Origin of the sequence: Polynucleobacter sp. AM-26B4, from assembly GCF_018882285.1 — a bacterium.
Taxonomy (GTDB): Bacteria; Pseudomonadota; Gammaproteobacteria; order Burkholderiales; family Burkholderiaceae; genus Polynucleobacter.
Map to the genome: position 1 here is coordinate 434,191 of NZ_JACVOT010000001.1, position 26,443 is coordinate 460,633.

A 26,443-nucleotide genomic window follows, 5' to 3' on the forward strand; every position below is an offset into this window, starting at 1 on the left:
TAGGGGTCATCGCTTTTGAAGTAGCTTTAATACTTCAGCAGCGGCAACAAATCCAAAGGTGGCCGTGACAGTCACAGCAGAACCATATCCTGCGCAAGACAATCCTCCGCTGGCCACACCTTGCCTCGGTTCATCAGAGTAAATCGCTGTCACACCCAACTTCTTCTTAGGATCATTGCTAAAGCCATATTCTTTACGCAATGAATATCTAATTTTTGATAAGACTGGATCCTGGGTTGTTTTAGCCAAGTCAACTGCCTTGATACGACTTGGATCTAGCTTGCCACCAGCGCCACCGCAAATGATTAACGGAATTGTTAAAGACTTTTTACCATTATGTTTTGTGATTTCTTGTTCTTTTTGCTCAGCTAACCTAGCTCTACCAAGCTCGTCCCTGCCCTCACAATAGGCCGCCAAGGCAATCTTCATCTTGACATCATCTGTGGCATCAAGCACTGCAAAATATGGGTTCTCAGCGTTCTTACGCAGATGAGCATCCAAATTGTCTGGTGATAAAAATTCGTCGATGATATTAAGCTTGATCAGTGGATTGATCTGCCTGACTCGCTCGGCCATGGCTTCTGATTTTGACTTCCCGAAGTTATCTTCAATCGCATGCAACTGCCGATTCACATTGCTCACAGCAATGTGATCAAAGTCCATCAATGTCAGCTCACCAATGCCGCTTCTGGCCAGAGCTTCGACTGCCCAAGAACCAACACCACCCAATCCAGCAATGAGCACGTGCGCCTTCTCAAAGGCCTGCAAACCAGTCTCGCCGTATAAACGAGCCACTCCTGCGAAGCGCCTATTTTGATTTGTATCCTGATTTGTATCCATAGCCATGACTATATAAGAAAAAACCCGCCTCGAGAGGCGGGTTTTAATGTGAGCCCCGAAGGGCTTCACCAATGTTTCATCAATTAAGAATCAACTGATTACTTCAAAGTTGGGTAACGTACGTGGTCGATCAAGTCTTGAACTTCTTTCTTCGGAGCTGGTGTTACCAAGCTAACCAAAATAATCAAAGCAAAACCAACCGGCACACCGAACACACCTGCTGAAATTGGTGCAATACCGTACCAAAGTTCAATTGGTGATGTCACGCCGAATACACCGCGCATCCATGGCTGAGTAGTAACCATATAGTAAATGGTAATACCAAGACCACCGATCATACCTGCTACTGCGCCCCACTTAGAAGCACGCTTCCAGAAAATACCCAATGTCAAAGCTGGGAAGAAAGCAGCAGCAGCGAATGAGAACGCAGCGCCAACCAAGAACAAAATGTCAGCTGGTTTCTGTGCAGCTACATAAGCAGCAGCAAGAGCAACGACCAACAACAATGCCTTAGAAATTGCTACACGACGACCTGTTGAAGCATTTGGATCGATCATCTTGTAGTACAAGTCATGAGACAAAGCGTTAGCGATTGTCAACAACAAGCCGTCAGCTGTAGACAACGCAGCAGCCAAACCACCCGCAGCAACCATGCCTGAAATAACGTATGGCAAGCCACCGATTTCTGGAGTTGCTAACACGATGATGTCGCCACCGATTCTCATCTCACCCAATTGGAAGATACCGTCTTTGTTAATGTCAGATACTGACAACAAAGTTGGATCAACCGCTGCCCAGCTTGAAATCCATGCTGGTAGCTTATCGAATGGTGTGCCAACGAGAACGTTGAACACTTCATACTTAACAAGCACTGCTAACGCAGGAGCTGTGAAGTACAACAAGAAGATGAAGAACAATGACCATGACACAGATTCACGAGCTTCTTTCACAGATGGTGTTGTGTAGAAACGCATCAAAATGTGTGGCAATGCAGCTGTACCAACCATCAAACAGAAAATCAAGGCTAAGAAGTTACGACGTGATGTGTCGTAAGCAGTTTTTGCCTTTTCATCGCCATTTGGATCGCCAGCGTACTGCGCTGCGTGACGAGGCATACCAGCCAAAGGCTTAGCTCTTGCTTCGTTTGCAGCTTTTGCTTTAGTCCAATCTGCTTTAGCAGCAGCTTCGTCCTTAGGAACAGCAGCCAATGCTTTTTCAGCAGCAGCCAAATCAGCAGCAGGAGCGTTAGCAGCTTTTAGATCAGCCACTTTCTTCTCTGCAGCAGCTTTGTCAGCAGCTAGAGCTGTTGGGATATCTTTAAGTTTTGCACCTAAAGCATCTGCACGCTCTTTGAAAATCGCAATAACTTCTAACTCTTTTGGATCCTTCATCAACTCTGCTTCACGAGCTGTCACTTTTTCAAGCTGATAGCCGTAAACGATTTGTGGGATTGGGAAACCAGTTTGTTTCACTGACAACCAAACCACAGGAATCATGTAAGCAATGATCAAGATGATGTACTGAGCCACTTGAGTCCAAGTAACGGCTTTCATACCACCCAAGAATGAGCAAACCAAGATACCGCCCAAGCCCAAGAAGATGCCTAGCTCAAATGAAACACCTGTCAAACGTGTTGTGATCAAACCTACACCGTAGATTTGGGCAACAACGTAAACAAATGAACACAAGATCGCAGCAACTACGCCTAGGAAGCGTGGCAAGTTACCTTCATAACGAGCACCTAAGAAGTCAGGAATTGTGAACTGACCAAACTTACGTAGATATGGTGCAAGGAACAAAGCAACTAAACAGTAACCGCCTGTCCAACCCATGATGAAGGCAAGACCGCTGTAACCTGTCAAGTAAAGAGTACCAGCCATACCGATAAAGGAAGCTGCAGACATCCAGTCAGCACCTGTCGCCATACCGTTATACATAGCAGGAACACGTCGACCCGCTACATAGTACTCAGCAGCATCGTTTGTACGACTCATAAAACCGATACCGGCATAGAGGAATACTGTTGCTGCAAGGAAGGCGTAACCGATGTATTGGCGAGTCAAGCCCATTTGTTCTAGGATTCCAAGAATCACAACAAATGAAACGAAACCACCAACGTACCAGGCGTAAACCTTGTTAAGTTGTTTTTTAAAAGCAGCGTTTGAACCGCCACCACTGAACGCGCTACCGCTATCAGGAGACATTCCAGCCATGATTAGTCCTCCACTTCTTCAGCACAACCGTGCTCTTTGTCTAAATTGTTCATGTAATGAGCATAGTAGACAATAATTAAAACGTAAGCGATCAATGATCCTTGCGCTCCCATCCAGAAGCTGAAAGGCCAGCCAAAGAATGTAAAGCTTAGGTCACGAGCCATATAAGCGACCACGTACGTGACAACAAACCAAAGACCCAACAAAATGGCCGTGATTCTTAGGTTTTTTGCCCAATACTGGCGATGCGATTCCGTTAATTGCATAACAGTTTCTCCTCGTTGTTACTCTAAAACCAGGTTTCCCCGGAACCTTTTGCGATTCACCAGAGTTTTACCTCTGGCTTGCAACCGAACCGCGATTTGTCAAGAAGCTTTCACTTCAAGCCCAGTTTCCCGCTCTAATTGAGCGGCAAATTTAGGCTCAAACCCTTTGAGATGGCGAATGATCTTCACCGCCTCTTCAGGTTCCTGACGATCCACATGAACCCGCGCTAATTGATACCAAGCGTAAGGGCTCATAGGCTGCAATTGGGTGTTGCGCTTAAGGGCTTTGATAGCCTCTTCAAAGCGCTGCTGTTGAATCAAGGTTAGACCCAAGCCGTACCAGGCTTGATCTAATTTCTCGTTTAATTCAAGAGCACGACGAAAGCTGAATTCAGCGTCAGCAATCTGTTTGAGTTCTTCTTGGAGATAGCCAAGGTTGTACCAAGCAAATGCAGGAGCATCTGGCTTGGCAACTAGTTTTTTATACATATCGACGGAGGCTTGCTTGTTACCCACCTCCGCATAAAGGTGAGCCAAGCTACCTAATGCATAAGCATCATTTGGATAGTCAGCCAACATATCTTCAAATGTTTCAATCGCCCAAGCCCTACGACCAAGCACAATGAATGTGATTGCTCGCCACTTGTGCAACTGCCATTTAAGATCAATTTTTATCATCTGCAGCCAACCATCCCTATCGATACGCAGTGCTCAATTTTTGCCAGAGTCACTGCGATGTATAAAACTGAAACAACACAAAAAGCTACAACTGGAATATGTCGCTCCGCAACCATTTTTGGAGAAATTAACTTGGCAATAGCTGTCCAAGGTTTATTCAAGACCACAAACAATTGATAGAACATATTGGTTTCTCTTTTGTGACCGACAATCGCATAAAGAATCGCTTGACCCACTAAAGCCAAACCACCGATATACAAAACCAACTGCAACACATTCAAAAACTGAATCAAATTCTTACCTCAAGGTTTAAACCCCGAATTTGGGGATTTCTTACAACACACGAACTATGAATTTTTTTTGGCGATTCGAAAATAAGTAATTACCCTATTTATTTATCTATATAAATCAAATAATTACTGCAATATTTCCCCTAAGGAAAATAAGGTATATATTCTCAATTTCGAGGTAACCAACGCGACTCTCGGGCCAATCTTTCCATTAAATCAATCGTTGGCGCTAATGGCTTGAGCTTAGGCCAAATTTGCAGTATTAGCTCAGCTGTGGCAAAGGTATCTGCGGCTGCTTGATGACGCACTGCACACTCAATTCCTAAATGTCCCATCCATTGATCTAAGGATCTCGCCTTGACCTCAGGGTAGGAAGCTGAAACGAGGGGCTCAACGTCAATCCAAGTATTTTTAAGCTTGTATCCAAGCTGGTATTGATAGGCTCTTTGAATCATCGATTCATCAAAAGCCGCATGAAAAGCCAATAAAGGGGCATCCCCTGCCCAACGCTCGAAATTTCGCAATACCTGTTGAGGGTCCTCCCCCATCATTTGTGCCTGAGCACCAATGCCATGCAACAAGATATTGTCTTTATCTGAAGCTAAGTCTTGTTTCAAGACAGCCTCAAAACTATCAAAAATATCTATTTTTAGACTTTGATCATCGTTCACATGAATGCACACAGCGGCAATGGCTAGCAAACGATCCTGCCGTGGATCCAGACCGCTGGTTTCAACATCTAAAACAACCCAGCGATTTTGATTGATGACAGAGGCCTGCCCGAATAAGCGTTTTAACCAAAACATCTTAACGACCGTAATCTAATTCAATGCGCTGCTGCAAATCTCTGGTAGCTCTCAGAGACTCCTTGAGAATTCTGCGGTCAATGTTATTCAAACTACTCAACTCGAGCGCATTGAAATTTCCACCAATCGCATGCGAATCAATTTGCACCGATAAACGCAACATTTGTAAAAATTCAAAAGCAGAAACCCAAGCCAAGTATTCACGCTCTGGAATATTCAAAGCAAGACCCACTGCAATCAATCGGTCTCTGGTGTTAGTGTCACCAATGCCATTTGCCAAGGAATAGATACGTGCAGCATCAACCAAAATGGCAGTGCCGTGAAGTTTTAAATCAATGCATTCTTTGTCTTCGAGCTTGATGGTATCAATACCACCATGCCAACTGATAGGCACTTTCATATTCAATGAGTTTTCAGCCAGCAACTTGATGAATCTCGGAATGGCTTTGGCTTTTTGCATCACGGTGTTTTTCATTTCTACCAGCAAATCAGGATTGCCTGCCACCAAGCGGAAATCAAAATAGATACTTGCATTCAACAGATCTTCAGGCGTGCCATGCTCAATCCACTGTGAGAATCGCTCCAACCACTCGGCTTCACTCAAGCAAATCTTTGGATTACTTGCCATCACATTGCCTTTACACAAAGGGTAGCCACAAGCATCCAAGGCTTGATTCACATCAAGCGCGAATTTCAAATATTTATCCCTGACTGCATCATTGGCTTGCCCAGAAAACACCAGGGCATTATCTTGATCAGTGGCAATCGTTTGCTCAGAACGCCCCTCTGAGCCCAAAGCAATCCAGGCGAACTCTTTCAAATCCAAGCCATGTTTCTTGGCATTGAGTTCAACCAATCTTTCACATACAACGTCATTCAAATAACTGATCAAAGTCGTGAGTTGTCTTGCCTGAACACCTTGGCCAATCAAATTTTTCGCAAACTTTCTGATGTCTTTGGCGCAAACAATCATGTCCGATAAATCTGGGGCTGATCGGATAGAGGTACTGATGTTTTTCAAAGACAGACGTTGAGTGGCAAACAGATCTCGTTCAGAGATGATGTTCACAATCTCTTTGCCGTCAACCACTGGCACATGTCGAATACCAAACTTGGACATCATCAAAGCAGCGTCCTGAGCTGTATGAGTGATGGTCAAAGCTTTAACGCCTGTGGTCATCACATCTTTGATCGGCGTATCAAGACTCATCTGCGGAATAGTCACACGCCCCAAGATATCGTAGCGAGTCAATATACCCAATAAACCATCTTGTTGATTGCTCACCAAAATTGAGCCAACGCGACGCTCATGCATTTGAGTCAAAGCATCTTTGATCGGAGTGTCTGGCGAAACGAACAAAGGCTTCTTTCGCGGCAATTGCCCAAGAGGTGTTTCCAAGGATTGTTCGGAAAAAATTTGTGATGCATACGTTCTTTGTAGAACTTGGCGAGACTGCTCTAAGAATTTCAAAATTCGCAAACTTAGGTAATCTGCAAACGGACTGGATAAGTTAGCCAACTCCTTCATGGTTTCGACTGAAATTCTCAGACAAAAACAATCCCCCAAGGCTGCATAGGTCGCAGTCACAGCACGACCTGCAACAGCTGCGCTCACAGGGAATAATTCACCTGCCTCAATCTCATGCGCACCACCCGCTTCATTTGCCATACCTCGTCTTGAAATAACGCTGCCCTGACGAATAAAAAATAATTGCTTAACTTCTCCATGAGCAGGTTCAAGAATGATTTCATCTGGACCGAAGTAATGTTCTTTAGCTGATTTGATGAAAAAATCAACGTGCTCTGCTTTCATCTCGGAAAAAGGAATCACCTGCATCAACTGCTGACGCAAATTCATCACCAAGCTTCTTGATGGGGTCACCTCTTTTGGCACTTCAATTGACATCAATTCATTCCTTTTAGTTCGAGCACAATCCAGCAAAGCCACAAAAGACTATATATACTTCTCTTATGACAAAGCTAGCTGATCTCAGAAAATCGTACATGAAAGGCAGCCTCTCTGAAGAGGATGTTCAAGCCAACCCAGTTGATCAATTCAAGATTTGGTTTGATCAAGCTCAACATGCAGAATTACCTGAACCCAATGCTATGACAGTAGCATCGGTTGATGAAAATGGCAAACCCAGCGCCAGAATAGTTTTAATCAAAGAAGTGACTCAAGAAGGCTTTGTTTTTTTCACCAATTACGACAGCCGCAAAGGTCAAGCTTTATTGGCCAATCCTCACGCAGCCCTTTTGTTCTTTTGGCCAGAGCTAGAAAGACAGATTCGAATTGAAGGCAGCGTTGAAAAGATTTCTGAAAAAGAAAGTGATGAATACTTTGACTCAAGACCGCTAGACTCAAGAATTGGCGCATGGGCCTCACCACAAAGCAAAGTGATTTCTGGAAGAGGTGAATTGGTTGCCAAAGCGGCAGAGTACGCTCTTAAGTTTGCCCTCAATCCACCGCGCCCACCTCACTGGGGAGGCTTTCGGGTCAGGCCCGAGGCTGCAGAGTTTTGGCAAGGCAGGCCTTCACGCTTACACGACAGAATTCGTTACACACTCGAGCAAAATACCTGGAAAATTGATCGCCTTGCTCCGTAATTACTTTAGTTGATTTACATCAAAAGATCTTTGAATTGCTCTCTGAATTTAGCCACTTTAGGGCTGACCACAAAAGCGCAATAACCCTGCTCAGGATGTAAGTTGAAATAATTCTGGTGATACTCTTCCGCCGGATAGTAGATTGGCAAATCTGAAATTTCAGTGACAATCTTATTGCCAAAAATTCCAGATTCATCTAAATGCTTGACTAATTCCATAGCGGTGGTCTTTTGACTCTCATCATGAGTAAAAATGACTGAGCGATATTGTGAGCCCACATCATTGCCTTGGCGATTAAGCGTCGTTGGATCATGAATGGCATAAAAAATTTCTAGCAATTGCTTAAAACTGATCACAGAAGAATCAAATTCCAAACGCACCACTTCTGCATGATCGGTTCTGCCACTGCAGACCGCATCGTAGTTGGCATCAGAAGCCTTGCCGCCAGCGTAACCAGACTCAACACGATGAACACCTCTCACGTGTTGATAAACAGCCTCCAAACACCAAAAACATCCACCGCCCAACGTTGCTTGTTGATTCATGATGCTCATCCTCTATATCAATGATGTCATCTTAATCCTCTGGGCATTAACCTGCTTGAAGCAAGGGCATTCAGTTAGCCCGTATTAGTCAAATCCCTGATTTTTTGTTCCAGCAATTCCCCATATACTTCTCACATTCACTTTTCTCCAATACCAAATGAACGCTCTCCAATTACAACTTGAAGATTTGCAGCAAGCCTTTGCTCATGACCCATCACCCAGCTTTGCTGAACGCAAAGAACGAATTGAGCGTGTGATTGCAATGATTGATAAATATGAAGAGAACTTGTGCAAGGTGGTTCATGCCGACTTTGGTAATCGCCACTACGTTGAAACACGCTTAACTGAACTAGCCATGGTGCGTCAGGCAGCCAAATACGCCATAAAACATCTCAAGTCTTGGATGAAGATGCGCGACATTTCTATGCCGATGCATCTAAAACCATCAAAAGCCTGGGTGCAAGCTCAGCCCAAAGGAGTGGTTGGCATCATCAGCCCTTGGAATTACCCGATTCAACTGGCCTTGATTCCTGCCATATCAGCCATAGCAGCTGGCAACAGAGTTTGGCTCAAGCTTTCAGAGCGCTCTCCCAGAACATCAGGCTACCTTGCCACCATCATCGGAGAATTCTTTCATCCTCTTGAGCTTTGCGTCACAACCGGTGGAGAAGACGTTGCTCGTGACTTTTCAGAATTAGCTTTTGATCATTTGTTTTTCACAGGCTCAACGGCCATTGGCAAGCGAGTGATGCGAGCTGCCGCAGAGAACCTCACGCCACTGACTTTAGAGCTAGGCGGTAAGTCGCCAGTGGTGATCAATCAAGATGCGAACTTAGCAGATGCGGCCACAAGAATCATTTACGGCAAATTGATCAATGGCGGACAAACCTGTGTTGCCCCAGATTACATTTTGATCAAGCATGAGTTAATTCCAGAACTTAAAAATGCTTTAGTTAAAGCTGCTGAAACTCTATTCAAAGATCCTTCTGAGTTGACTCATCCAATCGACCAGGAGCAACTATCACGTTGGCAACAACTCGTTTCTGATGCAACAAGCAAAGGCGCCCAAGTCAGCCCCCTTCTGCCCGAATCAGAAAACCGTCCTTTCACCCCAGTGATACTCACTCAAGTTGCACCCCACAGTTTAGTGATGCAAGAAGAAGTTTTTGGCCCCATCTTGCCAATCATCGGCGTGTCATCCCAAGAAGACGCGATTGAATTCATCAATTCAAAAGATCATCCACTGAGCATCTACTGGTTTGGTAAAGATAAAAAGGCATTAAGACATTTAATCTCAAAGACTCATTCAGGCAGTGTTACTGCCAATGACACGCTTCTTCAGGCGGGTATTGAACAAATACCTTTCGGCGGAATCGGCGCCAGTGGCATGGGTGCTTATCACGGTCAAGCTGGCTTTGATACTTTCAGCCATTTCAAGCCAACTCTTCAGGTTCGTGGCTTGCTTGGCATTAAAGCCTGGATGGGCAGCAAATTAGCTCACCCTCCTTACAATAAAACCACAGAACGATTATTGCGCTGGCTTAGCTAAATCAGTTAGCTAGATGCGTAGATGTGCGCAGCTAATTGATAGTGAGTCGCGGCTTCATGAGGCTCTTCTAAAGCCTCATGCAGTTTGGCCATATTCATGTGCGCATTGGCTTTAAGCAAAGGTTTTGTTTTTGGATCTTTTATCACGCCTTGCAAACTTGATTTAGCTTTGCCCCACAACTTTTGAGCCAAACAAACTTTGGCCAAAGCCAAAGAAAGAGCTGGCTCACTCGGGTACTTCATCATCCAAGCCTCAATCTTCTGAACCAAGCTCAAGGTCGTCGATCCTGATGGCAAGCAATCTGGATAAATGGCAATCAATGACTCATCCCACTGCTCATCTAAGGATTCCTCAATCAACCCACGAGCAATGTCTTGCTGACCGACTGCCAATAATCCTTTGGCCATCACCAAAGCAACTCTAGATGCTTTTCTATCAGCCTTTGGCAAATTCTTCCAAATAGCTAAAAGTGCTTGATGATCAGTTGATTTTTCTTGAACCAATTTCGACACAGCTTCTTGCACTGTTTTTTGAGCCAACACTGGATGAATGGCTTCGCGCTTACTCAAGCTATGACTCAACCTTAAGACTTCTTCCCAGCGCTTCAACTGTTGATTTGCTTTGAGCGCAATCCGCTGAACCAATAATTGTCTGGCACCACCCTTTTGCAATTGCTCAATGGTGGCAAGTGCGCCGGCTGGATCATTCGAGTCCATTTGCATATCTGCCATAGCTACCAAGCGAGCTTGCTGTTTATTGGCTGACTGTATTTTTGATAACCACTGATCTCTTAAATCAAAACGATTCAGGCGGTGCGCCGCTCTAGCCGCCAATAAAGCGGCCGTCTCTGATAATGCTTGATTAACACTGGCAGCCTCTGCTGCTTTAAGCGCCTTTGAAAAGCGCCCCGCAAAGATATCTTCGACGGCTTCAGAGAGTAAAACAATCGCACGAGCTTCGCGCTGCTTGCGGCGGTACAAAGCCGCCTGCTTTGGCAAATCCAATACCGCAGCAAAGGTTCGCCAGGCCAACAAACTAACAATCAAGGCACCCAAAACCACCACAATGAAAAGATTGAGGCTGGTGTCCAAGCGATAAGGCGGGAAGTAAATGGTGATATGACCAGCATTGCCACTGGCAAACAAAGCCAGCAAGACTGCTGCTGCAAATAAGAAAGCCAACCACAATGCGCCACGCATCATCACTGACCCTTGCCAATTGGAATTGTTTTAGATATTTCAACGCGCAGTTCGCTGATATTTTTTTGAACCTGGATCACCGAGCTCGCTTGCGCCTGAAAATGTTTTGCAATCAATTGTTCTGCTTGGATTAAATCATCCCTACTTGCTTGGGGCAGTTGAGACAACCAAGCCAATCTTGCGCTCAAAAAATGCAATCTCAATTGCTGACGAATCAAATCTTGCGCAGCTGGGGTCATGGCAACATCCTTCACATCACCCACCACCTGAATACGCATCAACTGATCACCCAATCCCTGAATAGCTGCCATTACTTTTTGAATAATGGTTTGAGTTCCTGCATTAATTGCTACAGTTGGCGCCCCTGCCACAGGCAATGCATTCATTGGCAACTGAGCCACTTGGCTCAACAATTGATTTAACTGATTGGCTACTGGAGCAAGATTTTTTTGATTTTCCAAAGAGCTTTTTAAAGCCAGATTGATTTCAGCTTCTTGCGTTAATACTTTGCTCAATTGAGTTTCTAATTCAACAACTCTGGCATCAAGCTGAGCTGGGCGATGATAAAGACGAAAGCCACCTTCAATCACTAGCCAAACCAGACAAATAGCAATGGCGATCCACAAAGCTCTCCATAAGCCCTTACCCAAAGCTTCCGACTGCAATTGTTTAGCAGTTTTGGTATTTACTTGATCGAGATCTGCAGCCATTTCAATTCCTAATTTTTATTGGTGTGCCATTGTTCAATTTTCACAAGCAATGAATCATCGCCTGGAGCACACCAATCTATATTTTTAAATCCAAGTTCATTGCATACCTGAGCAATTCGCTCATGCGTACATAACATCATAGCTTCATTTAACCAAGACTCTGCCCATGATGAGTTTTCTTTTAAAAATTGAGCAAAATGGCGCGTGGCTTCAGAAGAAGTTAGAACGCATATTGAGTCATTGGGAAGTGATTTTTTTAAACCGAGCCAGGCTGGGGCATCGTCGGCCAAAGGCATTCTTTTATAAGTGGCCACTGAATGTATTTCAGCACCTTGCAATAAAAATTGCTCACCAAGCCAGGCTCTTCCACCAATGCCCTTGAGAAAGAGGATCTTCTTGCCAGACCAAGATGCTTGAGATTGATTCAAAATCTTCCACAATCCTTCTGAGTCCCATTCGCTTGGATTATTGGGTGCGTGAATGGTGTACCCATTCTCAGCCGTGATGCCATGATGGCTCAATGCTTCTAAACTGCCTCCGCCGACGACCGCTACAGGAAGGCTTTTTGGCCATGCCGCTTGCAACAAACGCATTGAACATTCAACCGCATTAGGGCTCACGAAAACTGCCAAATCGCTGACTGGCAAAAGTTCTTTTAAACGCTTGGCATCTGCAGGGTTTTCATTGGGAACAATCGACAGCAAAGGCAATTGAATTTGTTCCAGCATCGGAAACTTCCGATGCAATAACTCTCCCAATCTTAGAGACTGTCCTAGTGGGCGAGTCAGAACAATGTTGGGCATGAGTTTTGGTCTAGATTATCTTGGGGGTAATAAATCTTTAGCACCCTGAGCAATCAACTCATCGGCCACTTGTAAACCCATCTTGTCTGCATGATCCATGCTGGCTATTGATAACTTCTTTTCAGATCGACAAATACTTTGCCCATCCGTGCTGGCCACAAAGGAACGAAGATACAAAGAATCAGTACCTTCCCAAATGGCATAGGCCGCCAAAGGAACGTCACAAGAACCACCAAGCGCTCTGGAAACAGCTCTTTCTGCTGTCACTGCCATCGCTGAAGGGGCGTGATTCAAAGGAGCCAGCCAGCTCTTCATCTCTGGTCTTCCTGATCTGATTTCAATGCCCAAAGCACCTTGACCAGCCGCTGGCAAACTGTCTTCAGGAGTCAATAAGCTGCGGATGCGTTCAGCCATCCCTAAGCGCTTAAGACCGGCAGCCGCCAAAATGATGGCAGCGTACTCGCCTTTATCTAATTTACCCAAACGAGTGTCCAAATTGCCTCGTAGGGGCTGGATATTCAAATGGGGATAGCGTGAACGCAATGAAGCCTCACGGCGCAAGCTAGCGGTTCCCACAACTGCTCCAGGAGGCAAATCAGCCAAAGTTGCATAGTTATTTGACACAAAGGCATCCCGGGCATCTTCACGCTCCATGATGCAAGCCAATTCAAAGCCAACCGGTAACTGCATCGGCACGTCCTTGAGGGAATGAACGGCCAAATCTGATCGCCCTTCTTCCAAGGCAACCTCTAATTCTTTGACAAAAAGCCCCTTACCGCCGACTTTAGACAGGGTTCTATCCAAAATCTGATCGCCCCGGGTGGTCATACCCAAAATACTGACATCGCACTCTGGGTAGAGCTTTTTCAAGCAATCACGAACATATTCAGCCTGCCACATCGCCAAACGGCTCTCTCGGGAGGCAATTACCAGCTTTTTAGGATAAGAAATTTGTGTCATAACCATAAGGATAAGGCCTTTGAGGCAATATACTTATATTTATGGCAGATTTAGATAAAAACAAGAATTCTTTAGACAACAAAGACCAAGCTTGGTCGGCTCGCTTTGCTGAGCCTGTGGCGGAACTCGTGCAGCGATATACCGCTTCTGTTGATTTTGATAAACGCATGGCCTTGGTTGATATCCAGGGCTCATTGGCTCACGCCGAAATGTTGACCGCACAGAAGATCATCAGTGCGGAAGATTTCGCCGCGATCCAAAAAGGCATGGCAGAGATACGCTCTGAAATCGAAGCAGGTTCATTTGTTTGGGAACTCGCTCTTGAAGACGTTCATCTGAACATCGAAGCACGCCTGACCAAACTCATTGGTGATGCAGGTAAACGTCTTCACACTGGTCGCTCAAGAAACGATCAGGTGGCAACAGATATTCGCTTATGGTTGCGTGGCGCGATTGATGAGATTCAGTCAGAGCTCACGACTTTGCGTTCAGGCTTGCTTGGTCTAGCTGAGAAGCATGCTGAAACAATCATGCCTGGCTTCACTCATTTACAAGTAGCCCAACCGATCACCTTTGGTCACCATGTGATGGCCTACGCGGAAATGTTCGCGCGTGATGCTGAACGTTTGGCTGATTGCCGCAAGCGTGTCAATCGTTTACCTCTGGGTGCTGCAGCTCTTGCAGGCACGAGCTATCCGATTGATCGTGAACGTGTTGCTAAAACCTTGGGTTTTGATGGCGTATGCCGGAACTCTTTAGATGCGGTTTCGGATAGAGACTTTGCGATTGAGTTTTGCGCCACAGCCTCATTGGTGATGACACACATCTCACGCTTGTCAGAAGAGTTGATCATTTGGATGAGCCCAAGAGTTGGCTTTGTGGATCTGCCAGATCGCTTTTGCACAGGCAGCTCAATCATGCCGCAAAAGAAGAATCCTGATGTACCAGAATTGGCAAGAGGCAAAACTGGTCGCGTGAACGGCAATCTCATTTCTTTATTGACCTTGATGAAAGGCCAACCTTTGGCCTACAACAAAGACAATCAAGAAGACAAAGAACCATTATTTGATTCAGCAGATACTTTGCGCGACACCTTGCGTATTTTTGCTGACATGGTGCCCCACATTCAAGTCAAAGCAGATGTGATGAGAGCCGCAGCACTTCAAGGTTTTGCAACAGCCACTGATTTAGCCGATTACTTGGTTAAAAAAGGTTTGGCCTTCCGTGACGCACATGAAGCTGTTGCTCATGCAGTGAAGGCATGCTCTAACAAAGGTTGCGACTTAGCAGACTTATCTTTAGCTGACTTAAGAGCAGCATGCGACCTTGGAGATAAAGCCAATCTGATTGGTGAGGATGCCTTCAAAGTCTTGACCCTTGAAGGATCTATCAACAGCCGCAACCATGTGGGCGGTACCGCTCCAGAGCAGGTAAAGAAAGCTATTGCAGCTTATCGCAAGAACATGAAGTAAAAGACAAAGTAACACCCGAAGTAAAAGATAATGTAACAAACCAAATAAAAATGGGCTCACTGTTAGTGAGCCCATTTTTTTGACTAGGAAGATTCCGTTTTTAAATCAAATCTTGGATCAATCTTTCAATCAGTCTTTAACGCAGTCAACGTAATACTCTTTGCGACCATTCAAATCACCTTTGACCAAACCATGAACATCGGTTTCAAAGCCAGGGAACTGCTCATTGAAGTCACGGGTGAAGCGCAAGTAATCAACGATACGCTTATTGAAACGTTCGCCTGGAATCAAAAGCGGAATGCCTGGTGGGTAAGGCGTTACCAACATTGCTGTGACACGACCTTCTAAGTCATCAATGACCACACGCTCAATGTCACGGTGCGCCATTTTTGCCCATGCATCAGATGGCTTCATCGCAGGAATCATGTCTGACAAATACATCTCTGTTGTCATGCGTGCCACATCATTCTTTTTGTAGACTTGATGGATTTGCTGGCACAGATCTTTAAGACCAATGCGCTCGTATCGCGGGTACTTAGCAACAAACTCTGGAAGAACACGCCACAAAGGCTGATTCTTATCGTAGTCATCTTTAAACTGTTGCAAAGTCGTCACCATGGTGTTCCAACGACCCTTGGTGATACCGATGGTGAACATGATGAAGAAAGAATAAAGACCAGTCTTCTCAACAATCACACCGTGCTCAGATAAATACTTGGTCACAATGCTGGCTGGAATACCGGTATCTGCAAAGCTACCATCCATCTCCAAGCCTGGGGTGATGATGGTGGCCTTGATTGGATCGAGCATGTTGAAGCCCGCAGCCAACTTACCAAAATCGTGCCAACGTTCATCAGCTTGAAGCACCCAATCATCTCTTTCGCCAATGCCTTCTTCGGCTAGGTACTCTGGGCCCCAAACCTTGAACCACCAGTCAGCGCCCCACTCCTCATCTACCTTGCGCATAGCGCGACGGAAGTCCAACGACTCGGCGATTGATTCATGAACCAAGGCTGTACCACCTGGTGGCTCCATCATGGCGGCTGCCACATCGCAAGAAGCAATGATGGCGTACTGCGGGCTGGTGGATGTGTGCATCAAATATGATTCATTGAAGCAATCGTTGTCCAATTTATTGGACTCTGAGTCTTGCACCAAAATCTGGGAAGCCTGAGATAGACCTGCCAATAACTTGTGCGTTGATTGTGTTGAGAAGACCATGCTCTCTTTTGAACGTGGTCGGTCTTTACCAATCGCGTGCATATCTTTATAGAAGTCATGGAAAGTTGCATGAGGCAACCATGCTTCATCAAAGTGCAATGTGTCAACTTTGCCGTCCAACATCTCTTTGATCATTTCAACGTTGTACAAAACACCATCGTAGGTACTTTGCGTGATCGTTAATACACGTGGCTTGGCATTTTTATCAGTGATGAATGGATTATTCTGAATTTTCTTCTGAATGGTTTTCCAGTCAAACTCTTCTTTTGGAATTGGGCCAATGATGCCGTAGTGATTGCGCGTTGGCATTAAGAAAACAGGCACAGCACCGGTCATCATGATGGCGTGCAAAATTGATTTGTGACAGTTACGATCCACAATCACGATGTCGCCAGGCGCCACTGTTGAGTGCCAAACGATTTTGTTCGATGTTGAAGTACCGTTCGTCACAAAGAACAAATGGTCCGCATTAAAGATGCGGGCCGCATTGCGCTCACTCGCAGCCACAGGGCCGGTGTGATCTAACAATTGGCCTAATTCATCAACGGCATTACAAACGTCGGCACGCAGCATGTTCTCGCCAAAGAATTGGTGGAACATCTGACCCACGGGGCTTTTCAAGAAAGCCACGCCACCTGAGTGACCTGGACAATGCCATGAGTAAGAACCATCAGAGGCATAGTGCGTCAATGCTTTAAAGAATGGAGGTGCCAATGAATCCAAATAAACCTTGGCTTCACGGATGATGTGACGAGCCACAAACTCTGGCGTGTCTTCATTCATGTGAATGAAGCCATGCAACTCTCGCAATACATCATTAGGAATATGTCTTGAAGTTCTGGTTTCGCCGTACAAGAAAATTGGAATTTCTTCATTGCGCTTGCGAACTTCCATCACAAAAGCGCGCAAACCTTCAAGCGCTGAATCAATCTCAGCAACTGAGCCTGTACCAAACTCTTCGTCGTCAATCGAAAGAATAAAACAAGAGGCTCTGGCAGCCTGCTGAGCAAATGAAGTTAAGTCTCCATAACTGGTCAAACCAAGAACTTCCATACCTTCGGTTTCGATAGCAAGTGCCAATGCACGAGCGCCCGAACCTGAAATATTTTCAGTACGGAAATCCTCATCAATAATGACCACAGGAAAACGAAATTTCATAGCAACTCCCTACCTAGCAACCCCTCTGAAAGAAGGGGGTTTTTTCTTAAAAACGTGACTATATCGATAAAACCAATGTTTCGCTGAATTTATTTCAACAAAAATAAGCCCCAGAGGGTTAGTTTAGCCATTCACACCTTGAATGGACAGAAAAATCAATTAAAAAAGCACCTATTTAGGTGCTTTCAGTCCTGCTCATACTAAATAAGACTTTGCGGGCTTTTACACGCTTTATGTGGCCTATTTAGGTTTTTGGGAGGGTTACGCCCACCTGACCTTGGTATTTGCCACCACGGTCCTTGTAAGACACTTCACAAATTTCATCGCTCTCAAAGAATAAGACCTGAGCACAGCCTTCGCCTGCATAAATTTTTGCTGGCAATGGCGTTGTATTTGAGAACTCCAAAGTCACATAACCTTCCCACTCTGGCTCAAAAGGAGTCACGTTCACAATGATGCCGCAGCGAGCGTAGGTGCTCTTACCCAAACAAACTGTCAGAACACTTCTTGGAATCTTGAAATACTCAACCGTGCGCGCTAAGGCGAATGAGTTGGGAGGAATGATGCAAACATCGCCCTTGAAATCAACGAAGGATTTATCGTCAAAATTCTTTGGATCAACGATGGTGCTATTGATATTGGTGAAAATCTTAAATTCGTTTGCGCAACGAATGTCATAGCCATAACTTGATGTGCCATAACTCACGATTTTTTGCCCCTCAGGAGACTGGCGAACTTGGCCTGGCTCAAATGGGGAAATCATATCGTGCTCTTCGCACATGCGGCGGATCCAGCGGTCAGATTTAATAGTCATAAGCTCTATTTTGACATATCTAAGTTGAATTGCCTGTTTTCAGATGCCCCGCCCAGTTCTTTATTAGACACCATCAATTGTCCTTGGTTTAATAAGTCAAAACGGTGGTATTTGAATCAGTGGCAAGGTCAATCATGGTCACCATGCCAATCACCTCACTAACCCCTTCAACCAAGTCACCAAGCTCTAGCTGCCTGTCTCTTAGAGCGGTGCTGCAAACCTTGATTTTTACGCCCGTTCGAATGGCATCCTCAATGAAAGCAGATAAAGGTCGATTGGAGGGCGCAATGATTTGCTGATTCTTGGGATTGTCTTTGATGAATAAATCCACGGTAGAACCAATCACATGGATTTCAACGTCGATGCTCATGGCTGCCGCAGTACTGGCCATTAAAAATGGTGTTGCTGCAAGATTTGGCTGATCTGGGCTGGTGCGCCAAAGCTGCAAAATTAATCGCTTCAACGCTTAGCCCTGAAGTGCTCGAAGCTCTTCCACGGTATTCACATTGGCAAAAGCAGCAACATCATCGAACACCACGTAATTTGTTTTCATGGCTTCAAACCACTTATCAATCTTTCTTCCACCATTTGATAAAAATGGCAACAAGCTATCAGTCACGGAAGATTTCATCAAGGCGAATACTGGGTGAGTTCTTAACTCTCCATTTTCCATCGTGGCGGCATAGGCTAAATCTAAATCCTGAATGATTAATGCCTCGGAAAGTTTTTCAACCAAATCCATCGGGAATCTTGGTGAATCACATGGGACTGTTACCAAATAAGGATGTTCACAGTTTTCTAAACCCGCCTGAAAACCAGCCAAAGGACCTGCGAAATCACCAATCACATCTGGCAAAACTGAAACACCGAGTGATTCATAAGCTGCCAAATTGCGATTGGCATTAATTTTCACAACATCTACCTGAGGCTCTAAACGCATGATGGTGTGCATCGCCATGGGTGCTCCTTTGAATTGCTGCAAGCCCTTGTCTGTACCGCCCATTCGACGACCTTGACCACCAGAGAGCACCAAGCCTGAAATCACATCACGCGGAATGAACATTTACTTCCTTTGTATTAAGACGATTAACGCCGCTATAAACCAAATAATGCTGGCCACTGCAGCGCCCGAATAATGTCATATTGACCTTGTTGGCCATTTCCAAACCCATTGCTGTCACACCCGAGCGTGACAATAAAAATGGTATGCCCATTTGAGCTCCTTTGATCACCATCTCGGATGTTAATCTGCCAGTGGTATAAAAAATTAAATCTTCGCCAGACTGGTCATCAAGCCACATCAAACCAGCAATTGAATCAACGGCATTGTGACGACCCACATCTTCAATGAAATGCAATAACTCTACGCTTTGACCATTATTTTTAAAAACAGCGCAGGCGTGAACGGATCCGGCCTGTTTATAAATTGATGATCTGGTTCTGATGTGGTCAACGATTTCATGAATAGCAGGTTGCGTGATTTGAGCATTCTCTGGCAATTGAATCGAGTCAATGTCATCCATGATTCCGCCAAAGATAGTTCCTTGACCGCAACCTGTTGTTACTACCCTGCGACTAGTTTTTTCTTCAATATCAACCGTGTTTCCCTTGGTGGTAACAGCAGCTGATTCTGTGTCCCAGTCAACCTGAATGCTTTCAATGTAATCAATTGACGGGACTAAGCGTTGATTACGCAAATAGCCCAAAATCAAAGCCTCTGGCGCACCCCCAAGAGTCATGAGAGTGACCAATTCTTTTTTATCAAGGTAGATCGTCAGTGGTCGCTCACCTGGAATATGAATTAGCTTCTCGCGGCCCTGCTCATCGATCACTTTGACTTCACTGATCAAGGGGGCGACGGCTTTGGATAATTTAACCACTGTTAGTTCTTTAAAAGAAAAAATCAGTAACTAAGATACCTTAGTTACTGATTAGGATTTTAAAGCTGATTACTTTTTAGCTGCTGGTGCAGCCGCTGGCGCTGGAGCCGGTGCAGCAGTAGGAGCAACAAATGGACCAGGATTTGTACAAGCTGCTGGCGCAGGAGCACCAGCCTTTTTGTACTTGTTAGCAACTTCGTTTTGTGACAAGCATAGTTTGTAAGCACCAACTTTATCACCGTGCGCTGTTCTGGCTTTAGCCAATTCAGCAGCAGCAGCTGCTTCAGGACTTGGAGCTGGCAACTTAGCAAACACGAAACCTGAGCTTAACAATGTGACCAATAGTAATGATAGTTTTTTCATGATTGTTCTTTCTTGGATCTATGATTTTATTTTTCCAGATTTGATATCGTCGTACCAAAGTTCATGGTGCTCTTTACCCCAAGCTTCGTCAACGTAACCAGTCTTCATGCCTTGCAATGCGCCTTCCATGCCGATTGAACCAACATAGATATGACCCATGGCCATAACTGTCATCACAATTGCCGCAATACTGTGAATGATGTTAGCTAACTGCATTGTGCCGCGCCAGTATTCGATACCCGGAATTGGAACAATCATATCCAAAACCCAACCAGATGCAGACACAACCAAACCAAGAACTGTTACACCACCCCAGAACCAAATCTTCTCACCAGCATTGAAGCGGTGAGATGGGATGTGCTTACCTGACAATAAACCGCCAAATGAAGCTATCCAAGTTAAATCACCTTTATTCGGAATGTTGTCTTTAACGTACAAGACGAAGAATAAAAGGATGCTAACTGTGAACAAAGGACCTGTGAAGTTGTGGATGTTCTTCATCACCAACAAGAATGTGCCGTACGCAGCGCCACCCATGATAGGCAACAAGAAGAACTTGCCCCAAAGAATAAAGATGCCAGTGAATGCAAGCGCCAAGAAGCTGAACGCCATTAACCAATGTGAGAATCTTTCTAAACCACTGAAACGCTTGATTAAGCGACCAGTCTTAGGTTCATGCAACTTGATTTGACCTTTGATCACAAACACAGTGGCGATCAAACCAGCCATGATCACCAACAACCAACCACCCCAAACAGTGATCACACCGTTACGGATAAGGCGCCATTGCTGACCAGACTTCTGAATCAACACACCCATTTCCTTGTTCGGGAAATTAACTGAGTGAGCTACATCAGAATTAACATTTTTCCAAATTGGTTGGTTGCTACCAGGTTTGTTTTCACCGGCCTCACGCTGAGCCTGAACATCCTTACTTACTTCCAAGATGTTCACAGATTCAACTTGTGGCTTTGCGGCAGGAGCTGCCCCCTGCGCAAATGCCACTGAAGCTGTTACAGAAAGTACAACGCTGGCGAGTAAGTTTCTTATTGTAATTCTCATACCGTCTCCTAAATTACTCGAGTAACTTACTTAGCTTTAACGTAATCGTCTTGACCTAGGCTACGAGTTTTTAGCTGTTTTTCCCAGCTAACTTGATCACCCGAAGTCCAACCCTTTTCAACATATTTGTTGTCAGCAGCAACATAAGCTTTTTCATCGCCTTTTTTTGCTGCAACCACAGTTTGAGGCACTTCAGAACATGCCCCAAGTGTGAATGTTGTTGCGATTAAAGCTGCAGTTAAAGAAATTCTTTTAATCATGATTTTTTTCCTGGAGCTTGTTGTGGTTTACCGTAAGCAGTGCCCCAACCGAATACGTTGGCACCAGCTGCTTTACCATTTGATTGACGCTTAACAACACGATTGCGGAAAATATCTGCAACCACATCGCCATCACCACCAATCAATGCTTTGGTAGAACACATTTCAGCACAGGCTGGTAACTTGCCTTCTGATAAACGGTTACGTCCATACTTCTCAAACTCTGCTTGAGTACCGTTCTTCTCTGGACCACCAGCACAGAATGTGCACTTGTCCATCTTGCCACGAAGGCCGAATGTACCAGCGCTTGGGAACTGTGGCGCGCCGAATGGGCATGCATATGAACAGTAGCCACAACCGATACAGATATCTTTATCGTGAAGCACTACACCTTCATCAGTTCTATAGAAGCAATCTACTGGACATACAGCCATACATGGTGCATCTGAACAATGCATACATGCTACTGAGATTGATTTTTCAGCGCCAATTTGACCGTCATTAATTGTTACAACACGACGGCGATTAACGCCCCAAGGTACCTCATGCTCATTCTTACACGCTGTCACACAACCATTACACTCAATGCAGCGCTCTGAATCGCAGATAAATTTCATTCTTGCCATTATCGTCTCCTAAATTCCGCCGCTATTAAGCGAACTTCTCAATCTGACAAATTGTTGTCTTGGTTTCCTGCATCATGGTCACGCTGTCGTAACCATAAGTTGTTGCAGTGTTCACAGCTTCACCACGTACGATCGGTGCAGCACCTTTTGGATAAGCATCCAACATATCTTTACCTTGCCACCATCCAGAGAAGTGGAACGGTATGAATGCTGTATCTGCAGCAACACGCTCAGTCACCAAAGCTTTCACCTTGATCTTTGCGCCTGTAGGAGATTTAACCCATACATATTCACCATTGCGAATGCCACGCTTGTTAGCAGCCGCTGGGTTGATTTCAACAAAGTTATCTTGTTGCAACTCAGCCAACCATGGGTTTGAACGAGTCTCTTCACCACCACCCTCGTACTCCACCAAACGACCTGAAGTAAGGATGATTGGGAACTTCTCATACAACTTGTCTTCAACGTTCTTCTGTTGAATTGACTTGTAAAGCGTTGGCATACGCCAGAAAGCTTTCTTGTCATCATGAGTTGGGTACTTAGCAACCAAGTCAGGACGTGTGCCATACAAAGGCTCACGGTGCTGTGGAATTGGATCAGGGAAGTTCCAAACTACTGCACGTGCCTTAGCGTTACCGAACGGATGACAACCGTGGTTCTTCATGATCACACGGATCAAACCACCAGAAACGTCCGTCTTCCAGTTTTTACCTTCAGCAGCTTTTTTCTCTGCATCAGTCAACTCATCCCACCAGCCAAGTTTCTTAACTAGAGCATGGTCAAACTCTGGGTAACCAGTCTTGATGTCAGCGCCCTTAGAGTAAGAACCGTTTTCAGCCAATAGTGTTTTGCCATCTCTTTCCACACCAAAGTTAGCGCGGAAGTTACCACCACCATCCATCACGTGCTTGCTGGTGTCATAAAGATTTGGGCTACCTGGGTGTTTCATTTCAGGTGAACCGTAGCAAGGCCATGGCAAACCGAAATAATCACCAGTTGTATCGTAACCAGTCACTGGGTCTTTACCACCCTTAGACTTCAACGTCTTCACATCAAACACGTGCATCATGCGCATGTGAGCTTTTAGACGCTCTGGTGAGTGACCTGAGTAACCAATTGTCCATACTGACTTGTTGATTTCACGCAAGATGGATTCAACTTCTGGTTCTTTCCATTCTTTACCAGCAAACTTGCTCTTCAACATCTTGTAGTTCTTTGACAACTCATTGCCAAAGCCAAGCTTGTCAGCCATTGCTTGCATGATCACGTGGTCAGGTACTGACTCGAACAACGGATCAATAACTTTTTCACGCCACTGAATTGAACGGTTAGAAGCTGTGGCAGAACCACTTGTTTCAAACTGTGTTGCAGCAGGCAATAAGTAAACTGCACGATCCTTATTAACCTGAGCGCCTTCAACTTGCATAGCAGCCATCGCAGCAGTCGCACTTGGGTATGGATCAACCACAACCAATAGCTCTAACTTGTCCATGGCTTTCTTCATGTCAAGACCGCGAGTCTGTGAGTTTGGAGCATGACCCCAGAAGAACACACCCTTCACGTTATTGTCTTGATCAACAAGATCATTTTTCTCAAGCACAGCATCCACCCAACGTGAAACTGTTGTACCTGATTTCTCCATCATGTTTGGCGCGTATTGAGCTTTGATCCACTCGTAGTCAACACCCCATACTCCAGCGAAGTGTTTCCATGAACCAGCTGCTAGGCCATAGTAACCTGGCAATGAGTCTGGGTTAGGACCTACGTCAGTAGCACCTTGAACGTTGTCGTGACCGCGGAAAATGTTTGTACCGCCACCAGTCTTACCAACGTTACCTAATGCCAACTGCAAGATACATGAGGCACGAACCATCGCGTTACCAATCGTGTGTTGAGTCTGACCCATACACCAAACGATTGTTCCTGGACGGTTCTCATGAAGAGTCTTAGCAACTTGGAATACTTCTGCTTCAGTTGCACCGCAAGCTTCTTCAACTTTTGCAGGTGTCCACTTTTCAAGCACATCCTTCTTAACATCTTCCATACCGTAAACACGGTCATTAAGATATTTCTTATCTTCCCAACCATTTTTGAAGATGTGATAAAGCACACCGAACAAGAATGGAATGTCTGAACCAGAACGAATACGCACATATTGATCAGCCTTAGCTGCTGTACGTGTGTAACGTGGATCAACCACAATCATTTTGCAACCGGCTTCTTTAGCGTGCAACATGTGCAACATTGAAACTGGGTGAGCTTCAGCAGCGTTTGAACCAATGTAGATAGCAGCTTTAGAGTTCTGCATATCGTTGTAGCTGTTGGTCATCGCGCCGTAACCCCAAGTATTCGCTACACCAGCCACTGTTGTTGAGTGACAGATACGCGCTTGGTGGTCAGTGTTGTTTGTACCGTAGAAAGAAACGAACTTACGTAGCAAGTAAGCTTGCTCGTTGTTGTACTTTGATGAACCGATGAAGAATACTGAATCTGGGCCTGAAGTCTTCTTCAAGCTCTTCATTTTTGCAGTGATTTCGTCAAGTGCTTGATCCCAGCTGATTTTTTCGTACTTGCCATTCACAAGCTTCATTGGGTACTTCAAGCGGAACTCACCGTGACCGTGTTCACGAATCGCCGCACCCTTGGCACAGTGTGCGCCCAAGTTGATTGGTGAATCAAACACTGGCTCTTGACGAGTCCAAACGCCGTTTTCAACTACTGCATCAATGGCGCAGCCAACTGAACAGTGTGTACAAACAGTACGTTTAACTTCAATTTTGCCCTTACCGTCAACCTTTGCTCCCGCAGAAGCTTTGGCTTTTTGTACCAAGGTTAGTTGAGATGCGGCTAAACCCACACCCACACCAACGCCTGAGCGCTTAAGGAAAGTACGACGATCCATCATTGGGATCGCGGATTGCAAACTGCGCGCTAAGCTGCCAACCATTTGGGCAGAGTGACGAGAAGCAGCAACTGCTTGTTGTGATGTTTTACGAATCAGACTCATGGATAAACCCTCAAAGATTCAAGAGAAATAAAAAAACACTCGTTTAAAAATTAAACGAGTGTAGTTTTGTAATATTTACGGACATGATCAGATAACTTGTAACCCTTGCTATCTTCCATCATGGTAGAGGCTTGCTCAGCAATCGCTGTTCCCAATGGGGTTTGAGACACAACAGCTACTGCACCTGCAGTAACACCTGCTGTAACAAAGAATTTTCTGCGCGAATCTTTGTGTTTGTTTTCACTCATAACTATCTCCTATTAATTCTTAACAATCTGCCACTAAATTACAAAAGTAACACTTGCATTTATGGTCTAACTATAAACCTTTATTATTTTTTTTGCACACGACAAATCAAATACTTGACTAGGGGTTTCCCTAAGTCAAAAAGGCTTGCTGAGTCTGAATCAACAAGCCTTTTTCGATAACGCTTAAGTTAAAAATAGATTGAATTTTTATAACTTTATTCAACCATGTCCATGGCATAAGCCTCTACCTCAAAAAAGGCTTTAGCGAGCATGGCAACTGACCTGTAATGATTGGCCAAAGGGTGTACATCTGTTGCATCGCACAATTCTTGTACCCAAGAACGCAAATGCTCATCAAAAAACTTTTTTTGCTGTGTTAGATTGGCAATTGCCAAATCATCACCGGCGATCAAATAACGCATCACCTCACACAAGGAGGAAATGTGATCTTCACTCTCAGTGATGTTTTCAGCAGCTTCAAGGCCCAACTCTTGCAAAGAATCACGCAAGCGCACGAGTGGCTTTTCATTCATGAAGCCTGACTGGTAATAAGACCCATACAAAAATACTTCTGGCTTACCAATGCCAATGAAAAGCTCCTGATACTCATCTGCCCACTCTTTGGCAGATGAAGATGAAGCAACGCGTACCAACTCATCCCAGGCTTGAGTCAAGGCTGCGTTATCAGGTGCTTCAGACCCTGTGCCATAAGCAGCAGAAGCTGCAATACGATGTAATAAATCATCATCAGGCGCTTGGTAGAAGAGCGCTGCCAACAAACCATAAAGATCTGCGCGAGCTACGTCCTCTTCTAGTCCATCAGTACTTAAAGAAGTGACTTCTTCATCTAATTTTTTTTCCATATC

At 45.0% G+C, this 26,443-nt stretch carries 27 protein-coding genes; 3 read left to right on the forward strand and 24 right to left on the reverse strand.

Going from position 1 to position 26,443, the window contains the following annotated elements; genetic code table 11:
* Positions 1-6: 6 nt before the first annotated feature.
* The 7 genes from ICE88_RS02115 to ICE88_RS02145 all read right to left on the reverse strand — a co-directional run bounded on the left by ICE88_RS02115 (position 7) and on the right by ICE88_RS02145 (position 6,999).
* Complete coding sequence (locus tag ICE88_RS02115; protein ID WP_370624416.1) at positions 7-840, reverse strand: ThiF family adenylyltransferase; 834 nt, start codon at positions 838-840, stop codon at positions 7-9.
* A gap of 98 nt (positions 841-938) precedes the next feature.
* Entirely contained in the window at positions 939-3,053 is a 2,115-nt protein-coding gene (locus ICE88_RS02120; RefSeq protein ID WP_216248897.1) for a sodium:solute symporter family protein, read from the reverse strand.
* 2 nt (positions 3,054-3,055) lie between these two features.
* The gene (locus ICE88_RS02125; protein ID WP_216248899.1) at positions 3,056-3,319 is read right to left on the reverse strand and encodes a DUF4212 domain-containing protein; all 264 of its coding nucleotides are present in this window, start codon (positions 3,317-3,319) and stop codon (positions 3,056-3,058) included.
* 99 nt (positions 3,320-3,418) lie between these two features.
* Complete coding sequence (locus ICE88_RS02130) at positions 3,419-3,997, reverse strand: tetratricopeptide repeat protein (protein ID WP_216248908.1); 579 nt, start codon at positions 3,995-3,997, stop codon at positions 3,419-3,421.
* A complete protein-coding gene (locus tag ICE88_RS02135) occupies positions 3,994-4,290 on the reverse strand; it encodes a hypothetical protein (RefSeq protein ID WP_216248909.1) in 297 nt (98 codons plus the stop codon). The genes ICE88_RS02130 and ICE88_RS02135 overlap by 4 nt, the downstream gene beginning before the upstream one ends.
* A gap of 164 nt (positions 4,291-4,454) precedes the next feature.
* Positions 4,455-5,093, reverse strand: a complete 639-nt coding sequence (locus tag ICE88_RS02140; protein WP_216248910.1) for a PolC-type DNA polymerase III — start codon at positions 5,091-5,093, stop codon at positions 4,455-4,457.
* A gap of 1 nt (position 5,094) precedes the next feature.
* Entirely contained in the window at positions 5,095-6,999 is a 1,905-nt protein-coding gene (locus ICE88_RS02145) for a DUF294 nucleotidyltransferase-like domain-containing protein (protein WP_216248916.1), read from the reverse strand.
* Between the two features lie 65 nt (positions 7,000-7,064).
* Between ICE88_RS02145 and pdxH the strand changes: the two genes are divergently transcribed.
* Complete coding sequence (gene pdxH, locus ICE88_RS02150; RefSeq protein WP_216248917.1) at positions 7,065-7,700, forward strand: pyridoxamine 5'-phosphate oxidase; 636 nt, start codon at positions 7,065-7,067, stop codon at positions 7,698-7,700.
* Between the two features lie 14 nt (positions 7,701-7,714).
* On the opposite strand, the gene msrA is transcribed toward pdxH, so the two are convergent.
* Entirely contained in the window at positions 7,715-8,254 is a 540-nt protein-coding gene (msrA, locus tag ICE88_RS02155; protein ID WP_216248918.1) for a peptide-methionine (S)-S-oxide reductase MsrA, read from the reverse strand.
* A 148-nt stretch (positions 8,255-8,402) separates the two neighbouring features.
* Between msrA and ICE88_RS02160 the strand changes: the two genes are divergently transcribed.
* Positions 8,403-9,794, forward strand: a complete 1,392-nt coding sequence (locus ICE88_RS02160) for an aldehyde dehydrogenase family protein (RefSeq protein ID WP_216248919.1) — start codon at positions 8,403-8,405, stop codon at positions 9,792-9,794.
* A gap of 5 nt (positions 9,795-9,799) precedes the next feature.
* On the opposite strand, the gene ICE88_RS02165 is transcribed toward ICE88_RS02160, so the two are convergent.
* From ICE88_RS02165 to hemC, 4 genes are read right to left on the reverse strand one after another with little or no spacing between them, the layout of a single operon-like run.
* Positions 9,800-10,996 (reverse strand): heme biosynthesis HemY N-terminal domain-containing protein, encoded by a 1,197-nt coding sequence (locus ICE88_RS02165; RefSeq protein WP_216248920.1) that lies wholly within the window; start codon positions 10,994-10,996, stop codon positions 9,800-9,802.
* On the reverse strand, positions 10,996-11,703 hold the full coding sequence (locus tag ICE88_RS02170; RefSeq protein WP_216248922.1) for a uroporphyrinogen-III C-methyltransferase: 708 nt from the start codon (positions 11,701-11,703) through the stop codon (positions 10,996-10,998). Before ICE88_RS02170 ends, ICE88_RS02165 begins: the two co-directional genes overlap by 1 nt.
* Positions 11,704-11,711: 8 nt before the next feature.
* Entirely contained in the window at positions 11,712-12,506 is a 795-nt protein-coding gene (locus ICE88_RS02175) for a uroporphyrinogen-III synthase (protein WP_216248924.1), read from the reverse strand.
* A 15-nt stretch (positions 12,507-12,521) separates the two neighbouring features.
* A complete protein-coding gene (gene hemC, locus ICE88_RS02180) occupies positions 12,522-13,466 on the reverse strand; it encodes a hydroxymethylbilane synthase (protein WP_255535169.1) in 945 nt (314 codons plus the stop codon).
* 41 nt (positions 13,467-13,507) lie between these two features.
* Here hemC and argH point away from each other — a divergent pair, with 41 nt between their 5' ends.
* Positions 13,508-14,938: an argininosuccinate lyase gene (gene argH, locus ICE88_RS02185; protein ID WP_216248927.1), complete on the forward strand. Its 1,431-nt coding sequence runs from the start codon at positions 13,508-13,510 to the stop codon at positions 14,936-14,938.
* 129 nt (positions 14,939-15,067) lie between these two features.
* Here the strand turns inward: argH and ICE88_RS02190 are convergent, their stop codons facing one another.
* The 12 genes from ICE88_RS02190 to ICE88_RS02245 all read right to left on the reverse strand — a co-directional run bounded on the left by ICE88_RS02190 (position 15,068) and on the right by ICE88_RS02245 (position 26,440).
* On the reverse strand, positions 15,068-17,317 hold the full coding sequence (locus ICE88_RS02190) for an arginine/lysine/ornithine decarboxylase (RefSeq protein ID WP_216248930.1): 2,250 nt from the start codon (positions 17,315-17,317) through the stop codon (positions 15,068-15,070).
* Between the two features lie 244 nt (positions 17,318-17,561).
* A complete protein-coding gene (dcd, locus tag ICE88_RS02195; protein ID WP_089515362.1) occupies positions 17,562-18,131 on the reverse strand; it encodes a dCTP deaminase in 570 nt (189 codons plus the stop codon).
* 88 nt (positions 18,132-18,219) lie between these two features.
* Positions 18,220-18,594, reverse strand: a complete 375-nt coding sequence (locus tag ICE88_RS02200; protein ID WP_216248932.1) for a DsrE family protein — start codon at positions 18,592-18,594, stop codon at positions 18,220-18,222.
* 3 nt (positions 18,595-18,597) lie between these two features.
* The gene (gene mobA, locus ICE88_RS02205; protein WP_215291118.1) at positions 18,598-19,194 is read right to left on the reverse strand and encodes a molybdenum cofactor guanylyltransferase MobA; all 597 of its coding nucleotides are present in this window, start codon (positions 19,192-19,194) and stop codon (positions 18,598-18,600) included.
* Positions 19,178-20,011 carry a formate dehydrogenase accessory sulfurtransferase FdhD gene (locus tag ICE88_RS02210; protein WP_370624417.1) on the reverse strand — a complete coding sequence of 278 codons (834 nt, stop codon included), beginning with the start codon at positions 20,009-20,011 and terminating at the stop codon, positions 19,178-19,180. The genes mobA and ICE88_RS02210 overlap by 17 nt, the downstream gene beginning before the upstream one ends.
* A 69-nt stretch (positions 20,012-20,080) precedes the next feature.
* Positions 20,081-20,374, reverse strand: coding sequence for a hypothetical protein (locus tag ICE88_RS02215; protein WP_216248934.1), 294 nt, complete (start codon positions 20,372-20,374; stop codon positions 20,081-20,083).
* 18 nt (positions 20,375-20,392) lie between these two features.
* The gene (locus ICE88_RS02220; RefSeq protein WP_216248943.1) at positions 20,393-21,436 is read right to left on the reverse strand and encodes a formate dehydrogenase subunit gamma; all 1,044 of its coding nucleotides are present in this window, start codon (positions 21,434-21,436) and stop codon (positions 20,393-20,395) included.
* Positions 21,437-21,462: 26 nt separating this feature from the next.
* The gene (locus ICE88_RS02225) at positions 21,463-21,696 is read right to left on the reverse strand and encodes a hypothetical protein (RefSeq protein WP_216248946.1); all 234 of its coding nucleotides are present in this window, start codon (positions 21,694-21,696) and stop codon (positions 21,463-21,465) included.
* Complete coding sequence (gene fdh3B / locus ICE88_RS02230) at positions 21,693-22,322, reverse strand: formate dehydrogenase FDH3 subunit beta (RefSeq protein ID WP_215291108.1); 630 nt, start codon at positions 22,320-22,322, stop codon at positions 21,693-21,695. The genes ICE88_RS02225 and fdh3B overlap by 4 nt, the downstream gene beginning before the upstream one ends.
* 25 nt (positions 22,323-22,347) lie before the next feature.
* Complete coding sequence (locus ICE88_RS02235; RefSeq protein WP_255535295.1) at positions 22,348-25,269, reverse strand: formate dehydrogenase subunit alpha; 2,922 nt, start codon at positions 25,267-25,269, stop codon at positions 22,348-22,350.
* Positions 25,270-25,379: 110 nt separating this feature from the next.
* Positions 25,380-25,577, reverse strand: a complete 198-nt coding sequence (locus tag ICE88_RS02240) for a formate dehydrogenase (RefSeq protein WP_215291104.1) — start codon at positions 25,575-25,577, stop codon at positions 25,380-25,382.
* Positions 25,578-25,792: 215 nt separating this feature from the next.
* A complete protein-coding gene (locus tag ICE88_RS02245; RefSeq protein ID WP_255535296.1) occupies positions 25,793-26,440 on the reverse strand; it encodes a molecular chaperone in 648 nt (215 codons plus the stop codon).
* Positions 26,441-26,443: the final 3 nt, after the last annotated feature.

Coding starts and splice junctions, on each gene's coding strand:
- ICE88_RS02120 (WP_216248897.1), bottom strand. CDS start 3,053: ATGGCTGGAATGTCTCCTGATAGCGGTAGCGCGTTCAGTGGTGGCGGT.
- ICE88_RS02170 (WP_216248922.1), bottom strand. CDS start 11,703: ATGGCTGCAGATCTCGATCAAGTAAATACCAAAACTGCTAAACAATTG.
- pdxH (WP_216248917.1), top strand. CDS start 7,065: ATGACAAAGCTAGCTGATCTCAGAAAATCGTACATGAAAGGCAGCCTC.
- mobA (WP_215291118.1), bottom strand. CDS start 19,194: ATGTTCATTCCGCGTGATGTGATTTCAGGCTTGGTGCTCTCTGGTGGT.
- ICE88_RS02140 (WP_216248910.1), bottom strand. CDS start 5,093: ATGTTTTGGTTAAAACGCTTATTCGGGCAGGCCTCTGTCATCAATCAA.
- dcd (WP_089515362.1), bottom strand. CDS start 18,131: ATGACTATTAAATCTGACCGCTGGATCCGCCGCATGTGCGAAGAGCAC.
- ICE88_RS02125 (WP_216248899.1), bottom strand. CDS start 3,319: ATGCAATTAACGGAATCGCATCGCCAGTATTGGGCAAAAAACCTAAGA.
- ICE88_RS02220 (WP_216248943.1), bottom strand. CDS start 21,436: ATGAGAATTACAATAAGAAACTTACTCGCCAGCGTTGTACTTTCTGTA.
- ICE88_RS02115 (WP_370624416.1), bottom strand. CDS start 840: ATGGATACAAATCAGGATACAAATCAAAATAGGCGCTTCGCAGGAGTG.
- fdh3B (WP_215291108.1), bottom strand. CDS start 22,322: ATGGCAAGAATGAAATTTATCTGCGATTCAGAGCGCTGCATTGAGTGT.
- ICE88_RS02165 (WP_216248920.1), bottom strand. CDS start 10,996: ATGATGCGTGGCGCATTGTGGTTGGCTTTCTTATTTGCAGCAGCAGTC.
- ICE88_RS02225 (WP_216248946.1), bottom strand. CDS start 21,696: ATGATTAAAAGAATTTCTTTAACTGCAGCTTTAATCGCAACAACATTC.
- msrA (WP_216248918.1), bottom strand. CDS start 8,254: ATGAGCATCATGAATCAACAAGCAACGTTGGGCGGTGGATGTTTTTGG.
- ICE88_RS02190 (WP_216248930.1), bottom strand. CDS start 17,317: ATGAAATTTCGTTTTCCTGTGGTCATTATTGATGAGGATTTCCGTACT.
- ICE88_RS02145 (WP_216248916.1), bottom strand. CDS start 6,999: ATGTCAATTGAAGTGCCAAAAGAGGTGACCCCATCAAGAAGCTTGGTG.
- ICE88_RS02175 (WP_216248924.1), bottom strand. CDS start 12,506: ATGCCCAACATTGTTCTGACTCGCCCACTAGGACAGTCTCTAAGATTG.
- ICE88_RS02215 (WP_216248934.1), bottom strand. CDS start 20,374: ATGAAAAAACTATCATTACTATTGGTCACATTGTTAAGCTCAGGTTTC.
- hemC (WP_255535169.1), bottom strand. CDS start 13,466: ATGACACAAATTTCTTATCCTAAAAAGCTGGTAATTGCCTCCCGAGAG.
- ICE88_RS02160 (WP_216248919.1), top strand. CDS start 8,403: ATGAACGCTCTCCAATTACAACTTGAAGATTTGCAGCAAGCCTTTGCT.
- ICE88_RS02240 (WP_215291104.1), bottom strand. CDS start 25,577: ATGAGTGAAAACAAACACAAAGATTCGCGCAGAAAATTCTTTGTTACA.
- argH (WP_216248927.1), top strand. CDS start 13,508: ATGGCAGATTTAGATAAAAACAAGAATTCTTTAGACAACAAAGACCAA.
- ICE88_RS02235 (WP_255535295.1), bottom strand. CDS start 25,269: ATGGTTGGCAGCTTAGCGCGCAGTTTGCAATCCGCGATCCCAATGATG.
- ICE88_RS02245 (WP_255535296.1), bottom strand. CDS start 26,440: ATGGAAAAAAAATTAGATGAAGAAGTCACTTCTTTAAGTACTGATGGA.
- ICE88_RS02130 (WP_216248908.1), bottom strand. CDS start 3,997: ATGATAAAAATTGATCTTAAATGGCAGTTGCACAAGTGGCGAGCAATC.